This window comes from Bradyrhizobium sp. in8p8 (assembly GCF_000426845.1).
GTDB lineage: Bacteria > Pseudomonadota > Alphaproteobacteria > Rhizobiales > Xanthobacteraceae > Bradyrhizobium > Bradyrhizobium japonicum_C.
The window spans coordinates 127,927-140,841 of record NZ_AUGD01000012.1; the positions used below are offsets into that span (position 1 = coordinate 127,927).

At 64.7% G+C, this 12,915-nt stretch carries 10 protein-coding genes; 1 reads left to right on the forward strand and 9 read right to left on the reverse strand.

Going from position 1 to position 12,915, the window contains the following annotated elements; all coding sequences use genetic code 11:
• Nucleotide 1: 1 nt before the first annotated feature.
• The 3 genes from K408_RS0127565 to K408_RS0127575 all read right to left on the reverse strand — a co-directional run bounded on the left by K408_RS0127565 (nucleotide 2) and on the right by K408_RS0127575 (nucleotide 4,108).
• Entirely contained in the window at nucleotides 2–1,231 is a 1,230-nt protein-coding gene (locus K408_RS0127565) for an efflux RND transporter periplasmic adaptor subunit (protein ID WP_024342058.1), read from the reverse strand.
• Nucleotides 1,228–2,715: an efflux transporter outer membrane subunit gene (locus K408_RS0127570; protein ID WP_024342057.1), complete on the reverse strand. Its 1,488-nt coding sequence runs from the start codon at nucleotides 2,713–2,715 to the stop codon at nucleotides 1,228–1,230. Before K408_RS0127570 ends, K408_RS0127565 begins: the two co-directional genes overlap by 4 nt.
• A gap of 1,006 nt (nucleotides 2,716–3,721) precedes the next feature.
• Nucleotides 3,722–4,108: a hypothetical protein gene (locus tag K408_RS0127575; protein ID WP_028146013.1), complete on the reverse strand. Its 387-nt coding sequence runs from the start codon at nucleotides 4,106–4,108 to the stop codon at nucleotides 3,722–3,724.
• A gap of 281 nt (nucleotides 4,109–4,389) precedes the next feature.
• Here K408_RS0127575 and bamA point away from each other — a divergent pair, with 281 nt between their 5' ends.
• Nucleotides 4,390–6,903, forward strand: a complete 2,514-nt coding sequence (gene bamA, locus K408_RS0127580) for an outer membrane protein assembly factor BamA (RefSeq protein WP_024342595.1) — start codon at nucleotides 4,390–4,392, stop codon at nucleotides 6,901–6,903.
• On the opposite strand, the gene K408_RS0127585 is transcribed toward bamA, so the two are convergent.
• From K408_RS0127585 to K408_RS0127610, 6 genes are all read right to left on the reverse strand, one after another.
• A complete protein-coding gene (locus K408_RS0127585; protein WP_024342594.1) occupies nucleotides 6,900–8,126 on the reverse strand; it encodes a Zn-dependent hydrolase in 1,227 nt (408 codons plus the stop codon). The two genes, bamA and K408_RS0127585, sit on opposite strands and share 4 nt — an antisense overlap.
• Complete coding sequence (locus K408_RS0127590; RefSeq protein ID WP_024342593.1) at nucleotides 8,119–8,904, reverse strand: ABC transporter ATP-binding protein; 786 nt, start codon at nucleotides 8,902–8,904, stop codon at nucleotides 8,119–8,121. The genes K408_RS0127585 and K408_RS0127590 overlap by 8 nt, the downstream gene beginning before the upstream one ends.
• Complete coding sequence (locus K408_RS0127595; RefSeq protein WP_024342592.1) at nucleotides 8,901–9,674, reverse strand: ABC transporter permease; 774 nt, start codon at nucleotides 9,672–9,674, stop codon at nucleotides 8,901–8,903. Before K408_RS0127595 ends, K408_RS0127590 begins: the two co-directional genes overlap by 4 nt.
• A 66-nt stretch (nucleotides 9,675–9,740) precedes the next feature.
• Complete coding sequence (locus tag K408_RS0127600) at nucleotides 9,741–10,685, reverse strand: ABC transporter substrate-binding protein (RefSeq protein WP_024342591.1); 945 nt, start codon at nucleotides 10,683–10,685, stop codon at nucleotides 9,741–9,743.
• 105 nt (nucleotides 10,686–10,790) lie between these two features.
• On the reverse strand, nucleotides 10,791–11,516 hold the full coding sequence (hutC, locus tag K408_RS0127605) for a histidine utilization transcriptional repressor HutC (RefSeq protein ID WP_024342590.1): 726 nt from the start codon (nucleotides 11,514–11,516) through the stop codon (nucleotides 10,791–10,793).
• A complete protein-coding gene (locus K408_RS0127610) occupies nucleotides 11,513–12,871 on the reverse strand; it encodes a formimidoylglutamate deiminase (RefSeq protein WP_024342589.1) in 1,359 nt (452 codons plus the stop codon). Before K408_RS0127610 ends, hutC begins: the two co-directional genes overlap by 4 nt.
• Between the last annotated feature and the right edge of the window lie 44 nt (nucleotides 12,872–12,915).

A 12,915-nucleotide genomic window follows, 5' to 3' on the forward strand; every position in this document is an offset into this window, starting at 1 on the left:
CTCAGGGGCCTCCCGGCGGGCCGCCCGGCATGCCGCGCGATGCGATCTGCTCGTTTGCTTCTCCCGTGACGACCCGTTCGCCCTCGGAGAGTCCTGACCTGATCTCGACCATGGTGCGGTCGTTGAGGCCGGTCTTGACCTCACGCTCGCTGACCTCGCCGGACGCGTCCAGGGTGCGGACGGTGCTGCGACCGTCGGATTTGCGCATCACCGCCAGCGCCGGGATGACCTTCACGCGCTTCGCGTCGCCGGTGATGATATGCACTTCCGCGGTCATGTACGTCCGCAGCGCATAGTCCTTGTTCGGCACGTTGAAGACGCCGATGTAGTAGATTGCCGTGCTGGTCGAGCTTGATGAACTGGACGAGCCCGAACTCGACGTCGTGGTCGAGGAGAAGCTCGCGTCGTTCTTGATCGATTCGGGCGCTGGCTCGATCTGCTCCAGCCGAGCCTCGTAGCGATGGTCCTGGTCTCCCAGTATCGTGAAGTAGAGCGATTGTCCCGGCCGGACCTTGACGATGTCGGCCTCGGAAATCTCGGCCCGCACCGTCATTGTCTCGAGCTGGCCGAGCACGACGATGGTCGGCGCGGACTGCACCGCGTTGACCGTCTGGCCCTCCTGCACCACGGTGGCGAGCACCGTGCCGTCGATGGGCGCGGTGATGCGCGTGTAGTCGAGGTTCACCCGCGCCGTCTCCACGCTGGCTTCGGCGCCTACGATCAGCGCCTCGAGAGCTGCGATCTGGGCGCGGGTCTGCCGCACCGTCGAATCCGCACTGTCAAAATCGCTGCGCGAGGTGGCGCGCTGCGCCAGTGTCGCCTGCTGGCGCGCGAGATTCGCCTCGGCCAGCACCAGGGCAGCCTCCTTCTCGGCCTTCTGCGCGCGGTAGTTCTTCAGTGCGGCTTCCGAGTTGCGCAAGTCGTTCTGCTTGGTGACGGGGTCGATCTGGGCGATGACATCCCCGGCCTTGACCGTGTCGCCGACGCGCACGTTGAGCGCGGTGATCCGGCCCGACACTTGCGCGCCGACGGCCGTCAGCCGCGCCGGCTTGAGAGTGCCGCTCGCGAGCACCTCTTCCCGCAGATCGCTCACGATCACGGGCGCGGTAATGTAGGACTGCGTCTTGCTCGACGTGCCGAGGAAACGTGTGGCCGCCAAGACGGCGGTTGCGACGATGACAATCAGGGCCGCGGCGATTTTCAGGCGCCTGGCGGTGATGATATCAGTCACTTCACCGTCTCCCGGAAGTGAGGTCCCGTGTTGGTGTCCACGATGATGGGCGTCGACGTTTCGACCGGATCGGTCCAGCCGCCGCCGAGCGCCTTGGCGAGGGAAATGTAGTCCTTGGCGGCCGACACCTTGCTCTGGATCAGCGAATCCTCCGCCGAATAGAGCGAGCGCTCGGCGTCCAGCACGTCGATGAAACTGGCACTGCCGGTCTCGAACAGCGACCGGGATAGTTGGGCGGCCTCGCGATAGTTCTTCGCCGCTTCAGTCAGCTTGGCCGCCCGCACGCGCTCCTGCGACAGCGACACCAGCGCATTCTCGACGTCTTCGAGCGCGGTGAGCAGGGTCGAATGGAACGTGGCGAACGCCTGATCGCGCTGCGCTTCCGCGATCCTGACGGTCGCGAGGCGCTTGCCTGCATCGAACACCGGCACCGTTACCGAGGGCCCCACCGACCAGCTCACGCTGGAATATTTTGCGAGATCGCCTGCGCGCAGCGCAGATGTGCCGACCGAGCCCGTCAGCGACACCGCAGGGTAGCGGTCGGCCTCGGCCGCGCCGATCTGGGCCGTGGCTTGGGCGAGCTTGCGCTCAGCGCTCGCAACGTCCGGACGGCTGATGAGAAGGTCGGCGGGCAGGCCCGTGGGGAGCGGCATGCGCGGCGCCGGCACCGGCGTGGGCCGTGCCATCAGCGAAGCGACGGCGTCGGGCGGCCGTCCGAGCAGGATGCCGAGCCGATGGATGTCGGCCGCGAGCGCCGCGCGGTAGGTCGGAACGTTCGCTTCCGTGCTCGCGGCTTGCGCGGTTGCCTTGGCGAGATCGACGGCGTTGCCGCTGCCGGCCTCGTACTTGCTGCGGGTGAGCTTCTCGGTGTCGCGCTGCGAGACAGATGTGCGCCGCGCCAGCTCGATCCGGGCCTGGTATCCCCGCGCGTCCACATAATAGGCGGCGACGTCGCCGATCAGCGTGACGAGGCTGTCGCGCAAATCCTCCTCGGCCGATTGCTGCCCGCGCACCGCGGCTTCAATGTTCCGCTGCGTGCCGCCGAACAGGTCGAGCTCCCAGCTCGAATCGAAGCCGGCCTGGTGAAGCGTGTAGGGCGCCGTATCGACCACGGCGGAGGCGGAGCCCGCGCTGGTTTTGTTGCCTGTCACCGAGGCAGAACCGCTGACGGAGGGGAGCAGGCCGGCGCTGGTCTGTTGCACCGTTGCGCGCGCCTCGCGCACGACAGCCTTGGCTTTGGCGACATCCGGGTTGGCTTCGACTGCCTGTTCGATCAGCCGGTTGAGTACGGGGTCGCGCAGGCGAAGCCACCAGCGATCGAGCGTAGCGGTCTGGCGGCGCGATCGCGGCTTGACGCTCCACTCCCGGGGCATGTCGAGCTTCGGCGGCCCGGTATAGTCAGGCCCGACTGCGCAGCCAGCCAGTGTGCAGCCCAGCAACAGCGCTGCGCACGCCGATCCGGCGCGCGAGAGGGCGGCGTGCAACAGGGGCCTCGTCGGGCAATGGTCCTCCTCTGCGGATGGCGCGGGAATCGCGTCGGACAAGTGTGGCTGCATCGAATTGGCTTGAGACCCATTGGCCTTACCGCGGTACGGGCGGTGCCCATGGCCCTTGGAAGGAAGAAGGAATAGCACGCCTCAATAGCCGCGCGATCGTGGCCTTTCGGCAGCCCGAATGTTGCTGAATGTAAACAGATGTTGCGGGGCATCACGTCGCCAACAATGCAGGACTTCAGGCCTGTTTCTCCTACGCGTCAAGCCCTCTTCGAGAAAATATTCCGCTTTACCGAAATTCGGAATCGGCGTATGTGTGGCCCATCCCGGCTCATCCTTGAGGGGCGATCGTGTGGTCGTCATGTTCGCGAGCCGGGCTTGCGGTGGACGCGGCAGCGTCGTGCACGAGAGGTCAGGGGCAGGGCGGATTGCTCTCCGTGAGCCTGCGACCGCGTGCGGACGAGCGGCGCTGACAGATTCGTCCCACCGGTACTCGATGGCAACGTGCACAAGGCCGTCGGAGCCGGTGGGGTCAAGCGAACCGCGCGTACGGCAAAACCGTGTGGTCCTGACCGTCGTTGCTACGGTCAAGCGTTGGCGAATGCGGCAGTCGCGTCAACCGGCGCGGCGCCGGTGAATTTCGCTGGGGCGAGGGAGGCCAGAAGGAACTCGGCTCCCGGGAGAGCGCGGCATAAGCCGTCCGACCATCGCGCAGGGAAGGCCGTGTGTTGGGCTTCACCTGTATGCTGCTGTGCGGTTTCCTGCGTGCACCTTTTTGCGCAGCAGACCGCGGGTGCCGCCGGCACCCGGCCTTCCCTGCGCCCTCTTGGACGAGAGGGCGGAGAGACCAAGCAAAGCTCGGGTGGATCAGCCGCGAGAATAAGAAGGCGTGTCTTGCCACCTCACGTTCGCTGTCATCGCCCGGTTCGACCGCACGACCGGTTCCGAGACGGCAGCAGCACTTCGCGCTGCATCGCGTCCGGGATAGCGGGTCCGATCACCAGGAAATCGGAATTCGCTGCATGAATCCGCCCAGGTCCGCATCCGGGCTCAGCGGCTGTCTATCGAGCGGCCGGTTGTTGTTGCTACGCGCGAACGAAGCACCGGGTGGAAAGGCATAGTTTGTGAACTTCCGCTCGCCGGGCAGCACTTCGGTCCCGCCATCCAGCCACGACCGCTTGCTCACATAGATGCGCGTTCGCGGACCGGATTGGTAAGACCGATTGGGGCCGCGCGGACCGTACTCGTAGACGGCATTCTGCGTCGTCTGTTGTTGATCGCGCTTGCCGGTGTTTGCGGCATGCGCGGTGAGGGTAGAACTGAGGAGGAGGGCGACCAGCACCGTTCTGGTCGCGACGAGCGCGTTCATCGGCAGATAATCCATGCATGTGCACGATGCCGCCGCCTCTCGCACCGGCGTGGGAGGCTGTAAAGAACTCTGGCGTTGCGCGATGTTGCTGCGCCCTTGTGCGGACTCGCGGCATGCCCGGCACTCGCATTGCGGTCGTTCGCTCCCGAAAGGCTCGCGCGGTCGGCATGGTGTCCGTATTGGCGCGGCTCATCCGCCCATCAATTTCAACGACCTGAAACAGTACAGCAATCTGGAAGCCACATCGCGGCCACAGCCGTTTCGTTTCAGAGCAGCAGGTGCTCTTGAGGTGTGGAATGTCGGTTTGGCGGGCCTTGCTGATCGTGGTGGCGATGAGTGGTGTATCGATTGCGAGTACAATTCCAGCGGTGCTATTGCCGCAGCCGGCGTCCGCGCAGAACGTGGACACGATCGTGGTCGAGGGTAACCGCCGCGTCGATGCCGAGACGATCCGCTCCTACTTCCGGCCCGCCGCGGGAGGCCGCCTCGATCAACCGGCCGTCGATGAGGGAATCAAGGCTTTGATCGGGACAGGCCTGTTCCAGGACGTGAAGATCAGTCGGGCCGGCGGCCGCCTCGTGGTATCGGTGGTGGAGAACGCCGTGATCGGTCGCGTCGCCTTCGAGGGCAACAAGAAAATCAAGGACGAGCAACTCTCGGCCGAGATCCAGTCCAAGCCGCGCGGGACCTTCTCGCGGGCGCTGGTGCAATCCGACACGTTGCGTATCGCCGAGATCTATCGGCGCTCGGGCCGCTACGACGTGCGCGTCACGCCCGAGATCATCGAGCAGCCGAACAACCGCGTCGACCTCATCTTCACGATCGAGGAGGGCGGCAAGACTCCGGTCAAGTCGGTCGAGTTCATCGGTAATAGTGCATTCTCGGCCTCGCGCCTGCGCGACGTCATCAAGACTCGCGAGAGCAACCTGCTCAGCTTCCTCGCCAGCAACGACATCTACGACCCTGATCGCGTCGAGGCCGATCGCGACCTGATTCGCCGCTTCTATCTCAAGAATGGGTTTGCCGACGTCCAGGTCGTCGCTGCGCTTACCGAATACGATCCGGAGAAGAAGGGCTTTCTCGTCACCTTCAAGATCGAGGAAGGACAGCAATATCGAGTTGGATCGGTCGATTTCCGTTCCAGCATTCCCAGTTTCGACGCCGGTTCGCTCCGCACCTATTCGCGCGTCAACGTCGGCTCGCTCTATAACGTCGAAGCGATCGAGAAGTCGACCGAGGAGATGCAAATCGAGGCCTCGCGCCGCGGCTACGCCTTTGCCGTGGTTCGCCCCGCCGGCGACCGCAATTTCGAGGCGCACACCGTTTCCGTCGTGTTCAACGTCGACGAAGGTCCGCGGACCTATATCGAGCGCATCAACCTGCGCGGCAACACGCGCACGCGCGACTACGTGATCCGCCGCGAATTCGATCTCTCGGAGGGCGACGCCTACAACCGTGCGCTGGTCGACCGCGCCGAACGGCGGCTGAAGAACCTCGACTTTTTCAAGAGCGTCAAGATCGTCACTGAGCCCGGCTCGTCCAGCGATCGCGTGATCCTGATCGTCGATATGGAAGAAAAGTCGACAGGCGACTTCTCCGTCTCGGGCGGCTATTCCACCAGCGACGGTGCGCTGGCCGAGGTCTCGATCTCCGAGCGCAACCTGCTCGGTCGCGGTCTGTACGGCAAGGCGTCGGTCAGCTACGGCCAATATTCGCGCGGCATATCGTTGTCCTTCGTCGAGCCCTATCTGCTCGGCTACCGGATCGCGCTCGGTTTCGACACATATTGGAAGCAGCAGAAGTCGAACAGCTATACGAGCTACGGCGTGACCACGCTTGGCTTCTCTCCCCGGATTGGGTTGGCCTTGCGAGAGGACCTCTCACTCCAACTCCGCTATTCGCTCTATCAGCAGAGCATCACGCTGGCCAGCGCCTACAACAACTGCAACAACAACGCGTCCAACCCCTCGCTCGCCTACAATCCCACACCGGCCTACATCCAGAGCGTTCTGGGGGGCGCGGATCCGACCAACTCGACGGATTCGGGCGTCTATGGATATGGCTGCTACGGCGACGGCGAGTCGAGCCTGCCGGTTCGGAAAGAACTGGCCAACGGCGCGGCCTGGACGTCGGCGCTCGGCTACACGCTGAACTACAACACGCTGGACAACACCAGGAACCCGACGGACGGGTTGCTGGTCGACTTCAAGCAGGATTTTGCAGGTGTCGGCGGTGACGTCACCTATCTGAAGACGGCGTTGGACACCAAGTACTACACTCCGCTCGTGTCTGACATTGTGAGCGTGATCCATCTCCAGGGCGGTCTCCTCAGCAAGCTTGGTAACCAGGATCTGCGCATGCTGGATCACTTCCAGATGGGCCCGAACCTCGTGCGCGGCTTCGCGTCCAACGGCATTGGTCCGCGCGACATCACCTATCGGAGCCTGGGTGCGAGCGGCGATTCGCTTGGCGGCACGAAGTATTGGGGTGCCTCCATGGAGTTGCAGATGCCGTTCTGGTTCCTGCCCAAGGAAGTCGGTCTGAAGGGCGCGGTCTACGCCGATGCCGGATCGCTCTGGGGCTACCAGGGGCCGACCTCGTGGTCGGCGACGGGCGAAGTCAACACCAAGGCGTGCCCGACCTGCGGACTGCAATACGACGACGGCAATGTGGTGCGATCGTCGGTTGGCGTCGGCCTGATCTGGGCCTCGCCGTTTGGACCGCTGCGCTTCGACTATGCCGTGCCGATCACGAAGGGCAAGTACGACACCGTCCAGGAGTTCAGATTCGGCGGCGGCACGTCGTTCTAGCCCCCGAGTATCCGCCGGCAGGCATCGACGAAGACCTCTGCGCCGGTGACGATGTCGGCATCAGCCGTATTCTCGGTCCAGTGGTGGCTGATGCCGCCGATTGATGGCACGAACAGCATGCCTGCGGGCATCACGGTCGCGAGCATCTGCGCGTCGTGCCCGGCCCCGCTGGGCATGCGGATGGACCGGGCACCGGCGACGGCCTTGCTGGCTGCCTCGATCGCGTCCTGAAAGCCCGCATCCATCATTGCGGGCGCACCAGTGCGCAGCTTCGTGACCGTGACGGTGCAGGGGCCAATCGCACTGGCCTCGTCCGCCATGGTCCGCAGCAGCTGCTCCAGCCGCGCGATCACGGCCGGATCGTCGTCGCGCATCTGGAACAGCATCTCTGCCTCGCCTGGAATGATGCTCGGTGCGCCCGGATCGAGCGTGATGCGACCGGTGGTCCAGACCGTGCGCGGGCCGCAGGCAGTCGGAAAGCGCTCGTCGATCGCGACGCAGAACTTGGCCAGGGCGAGCCCTGCGTCCTTGCGCACCGCCATGCGCGTGGTGCCGGCGTGGTTCTGCTCGCCGACAAAGTTGATCTGGTACTGCCAGATGCCCACGATGGACGTCACGACGCCGATGGCGAGGCGCCCGCTCTCGAGCGTGTCGCCTTGCTCGATATGGGCCTCCAGATACCCGACGTGTCGTCCCGGCTCGGCGGTTACGCGCGGGCGTCCCGCGAGGCCCATGTCGGCAAGGGCCTCGCGCATGGCGCGGCCGCTGGTGCGGTCACGCGCGGCATCGATTTCGGTGTCGGTCACTTGTCCGACATAGGAGCGCGAGCCGAGGAAATGACCAAAATGTCCTTCCTCGTCGCACCAGGCGGCGACTTCCACTGCGCCATTGAACGAAGGATCGGTGTTCAGCACGCGCGCAGCTTCCAGCGCGTAGACGACGCCGAGCGGGCCGTCGAGCCAGCCGGCGTAGTTCTGGCTCTCCAGATGCGAGCCTGCCAGCAGCTTGGGCCCATGCTTCGCGCTGGTGCCGAAGACATTGCCGATACCGTCTACAGCCGCGGAGAGATTGGCCTCTGGCAATTTCTGCACGAGCCACTCCAGGGAGAGCTTGTGCGGCTCTGAGAAGGTCGGCTTGTGCACGCCGGTCTTGTAGGCGCCAAAGGCGCGCAGCGCATGGAGGTCAGCGAGGACGCGATGTCCGTCGGCGCGAGTGTCAGGCATGTTCGGCAACCTTGAGCGCTTCAGCGCGGATCTCCTCGACCAACCGTTCCTTGAGCTGGACGAATTCCGGCGTGGTCTTGATCTTGTAGGAGCGGGGATGCGGCAGGTCCACATTGATCTCGGCCTTGATGCGGCCGGGACGCGCGCTCATGACGATGACGCGGCTGCCGAGGAAAATGGCTTCCTCGATGTCGTGGGTCACGAACAGCACCGTCTTCTGGTCGCGCTCCCAGATCCCGAGCAGCATCTCCTGCATCAGGGCGCGCGTCTGGTTGTCGAGCGCACCGAAGGGCTCGTCGAGCAGCAGGATCTTCGGATCGTTGGCGAGCGCACGCGCAATGGCCGTGCGCTGCTGCATGCCGCCGGAAAGCTGCTTCGGCCAGTGGTTCTCGAACCCCGACAACCCGACCTGGCGAATGAAGGCGTCCGCGACCTTGTTCCGCTCTGCCTCGGCCACGCCGCGCTCGCGCAGGCCGAAGGCGATGTTCTCGCGCACGGTCAGCCAGGGAAACAGCGTATAGGACTGGAACACCATGCCGCGATCGGCGCCCGGGCCGGTTACCTCGCGTCCGTCGAGCGTGACCCGTCCGCTGGTCGGACGGTCAAGGCCGGCGACGATGCGCAGCAGTGTGGATTTGCCGCAGCCGGAGGGGCCGAGGATGGTGACGAAGTCGTTGTTGCCGATGACGAGGTCGGTCGGCTCCAGCGCTTTCGTGGGCGCATTGCCGTGACGTGCGGGAAAGGTGCGAGAAACCTGTTCGATCCTGAGCGTCGTCATGCCAGCTTCCACGGAAAGAGCCAGGCGTTGAACGCCTTGAACAGAAAGTCCGAGACGAGGCCGATCAGGCCGATCACGATGATGCCGAAGATGATCTGGCCGGTGTTGAGCAGGGCCTGACTGTCGGTGATCATATGACCGATGCCTGAGGACGAGCCGATCAGTTCGGCGACGATGACATAGGTCCAGGCCCAGCCCAGCACCAGCCGCAGGATTTCGGCGATATCAGGCGCAGAGGAGGGCAGCAGCACGCGGCGGATGATGCCGCGATCGCCGGCGCCCAGCGTATAGGCTGCCTCGACAAGGTCGCGGCGCGTGGCGCCGACGGTCACCGCAACCATCAGGATCACCTGGAACACCGAGCCGATGAAGATGACGAGCAGTTTCTGCAACTCGCCGATGCCCGCCCACAGGATCAAGAGCGGGATGAAGGCGGAGGCAGGCAAGTAACGGGCGAAGGAGACGAACGGCTCGAGGAACGCTTCGACCGGCTTATAGGCGCCCATCAGAACGCCGAGCGGCACGGCGATGATTGCCGCGAGCGCGAAACCGCCGACGACGCGCCAGATCGTCATGCCGATGTCGAACAGGAAGCCGTGCTTGGTGAGGAGCTCAAGGCCTTCCTGCACCATGGTCAGCGGATTGGCGAGGAAGGTCTTCGACACATGGCCGCCGAACGTCGCCCAGGACCAGAGGGCGACGAACAGCACGAAGAACGCAAGGCCATAGGCCGCGCGCTGCCTCGATGTAACGGGATCCAGAGGGCGCATCAGACTGCTTATCCGAGAATCGACGCGCCGGTCCCGCACTCGGGCGGCACCGGCGGCGCGAAGGTGTTACTTGATGAAGCTGGCGTCGTAGAGGTCCTCGACCTTCGGCACGGCCTTGATGATTCCGATCTCGAGCAGGAGCTCGGCCGCCTCCTTGTTGAAGGTCAGGAAATCGCCGGCGAAGAACTTCTGGTTCGCGGCCTTGTCCTGCCAGCGCAGATACTTCGCCGAATTGCCGAACTGCTCGCCGGTCTGCTTCACGTCGGCGCCCATGATCTCGTAGGATTTGGCCTGGTCCTTGGCGATCATTTCGAGCGCCTCGAAATAGCTGTCGGCGAGGGCCTTGGCCGCCTTGGGATTCTCGGTCAGGAACTTCGGCGTGCAGCCGAAAGTATCCATGACCATCGGATAGTCGAGCGTGGTCGCTATGATCTTGCCCTTGTCGGGCGCTGCACGCACCGTCGAAAGATAAGGCTCATAGGTCATCGCGGCGTCGTTCTGCCCGGAAACGAAGGCCTGCGCAGCGGCAGCCGGCTCCAGGTTCACGACGGTGACGTCCTTCACGGACAGCCCGTTCTTCTTGAGCATCCAGGCCAGCGCAAAGTAGGGCGAGGTGCCTGGTGCGGAGGCGGCGACCGTCTTGCCCTTCAGGTCCTTGATCGCGGCGACATCGTTGCGCACGGCCATGCCGTCGGCGCCATAGCTCTTGTCGAGCTGGAAGATCTGCTTGGTCGCAACACCGTTGGCGTTCCAGGAAATCCAGGTCTCGACCGTGGTCGCCGCGCACTGGATGTCGCCGGATGCGATGGCGAGATGGCGGTCCTTCTGCGGGATCTTCTTGATGGTGACGTCGAGGCCGTTCTTCTTGAAGATGCCGGCCTCCTTCGCCAGCGTCAGCGGCGCGAAGCCGGTCCATCCGGAAATGCCGATGCCGACCTTGACGCCGTCGGCGAGCGCGGGGGTGGAGGCGGCGAGAGCAATGATTGTCGCAAATACCTTTGAACTACGCATGATTGTCGTCCTCTTACAGATCGGTGGATTGACGTTCTGTTGATCACTGCCGGCCCATCCGGACCGTTGCTCGAAGCTTTGCACGATTTGTGCCGACATCTCCTCTCAGCCTCCCTTGAATCGTGCGACAAGGCGGTGAGAGTCACCGGGATAGAGCAGGCGCACGGCGGTGATCGTGCGCGCGCTGCGCCAGGTGTAGCGGTCGATCACGAGGCAGGGCGCGCCGACGGCGATGTCGAGCGCCTCCGCCGCGCGTTCGTCCGCAACGATGGCACTGATGGTGTGTTCCGCCTCCGTCCATGGGACATGGTGGAGCAGCCAGGAGCCGGGCGGCTCGCGCGAGAAATCCGCGGTCGCGGCATCAGGGACGGACGACAAATCGATCAGCCTGTCCTCGACGGCGAAGGGCACGTTGTCGGCGCTGTGCCGGCAGGCGATCGCGACCACCTTGCCGGCTTTCGAGACGCCGAGACGATCGCGGTCAGCGCTGGTCGCTGTCCGCAGCTTGCGTTGGATCAGCTCGTAGCCGTAGGTGCGGCCGAGCGCGGTAATTTCGGCGCGGATGTCGGCGATCTTGAGCACCGCCGACTGATGCTGCGGCCGCCGCACGAACGAGCCGGCCCGGCGGCGCCGCTCGATCAGATCGGCCTGTGCCAGCTCCGACAGTGCCTTGTTCACCGTCATGCGCGAGCAGCCGTAGCGTGCCACCAGTTCGTGCTCGAAAGGGATGCGGTGACCGGGCGGCCACTCGCCGGTCAGGATGCGCTTCTCGATGTCGGCGCGGATGAGCTTGTAGAGTGTCGGCTTATCGGCATCAGTCACGAGGCTCATGCGACGAGCCTCCGCACCGCCGCGTTGAATCGCTCGCGCGCGGCTTGGCGCAATCCGTGCCGGCCGCCTTGGACGACCTTGCGGCCGCCGGCCCAGACGCAATCGATCGCACCGCTGCCCGCCGCAAAGATCCAGCCGTCGATGGCGGCATCGCCGGTGCGTCCCGCCAGCGATGGATGCGACGTGTCAAGTGTGACAATGTCGGCGTGCGCACCTGGCGTGAGGCCCGCCTTCGTTTGCGCCAGCGCTTGGGCGCCGCCAGCGAGGGCGTGGTCGAACAACGTGCGACCGGTGGAACGTCCGGCGCCGCTTGAGAGCACGTTGCGCTGGCGATGCTGCAGCCGCTGGCCATATTCGAGCTGGCGCAGTTCATCGGCGACGCCGACCAGCACATTGGAATCGGTGCCCACGCCGAATGCGCCACTTGCGGCGAGAAATTCGTGCGCCGGGAATATGCCGTCCCCGAGGCTCGCTTCGGTGACAGGACAGAGGCCGGCGACCGCACCCGTTTCGGCAAATGCGCTGATCTCTTGGTCGGTCATGTGGGTTGCGTGGATGAGGCACCAGCGCTGGTCGACCGGCGCGTGCTCCAGCAGCCATTGCACCGGGCGCCGCCCGGACCAGGCCAGGCAATCCTGGACCTCCTTCACCTGCTCAGCTGCGTGAATGTGCACCGGCCCGCCGTCGGCCAGCGGAACGATCGCCGTGAGCTCGTCCGGCGTCACCGCGCGCAGGCTGTGCGGCGCAATGCCGATATTGCCGCCCGGCAGTGCTGCGACCGCCTTACGCGATGCGGCCATCAATGCGGCGAACTGATCGACCGAGCAGACGAAGCGGCGCTGGGCGGCATGAGGTGCAGCACCGCCGAAGGAGCCGTGCGCATAAAAGCTGGGCAGCAGCGTGAGGGCAATGCCCGACGCCTCGGCAGCCTGCGCAATCTGCCTAGCCATTTCGGCGACGTCGGCATAGGGCGAGCCGTCGCGATCATGATGCAAGTAATGAAACTCGCCGACACGGGTAAAACCCTGCTCGAGCATCTCGACATAGAGCAGCGTCGCAACAGCCGCGACGTCGTCCGGCGTCATTGCGAGCGCGAAGCGATACATTGTTTCGCGCCAGGTCCAAAACGTGTCGGTGGAATCGCCGCGCAGCTCGGCCAGCCCCGCCATGCCACGCTGGAAGGCGTGGCTGTGCAGGCTCGCCAATCCCGGAAGCGCGATGGCGTGGCGCTCGTCCCCGACAGCCGGCGCCACGCCCGGCATCACCTCTGCAATCGTGCCGGCGGTGATCACCACCTGCACGTCATGGGCCCAGCCTGAAGGCAGGAGCGCGGAGGCGAAATGCAGTCGGGACATGATTGATGACACGCCGGCTGGACAGAACGGTCCCACGATTATAT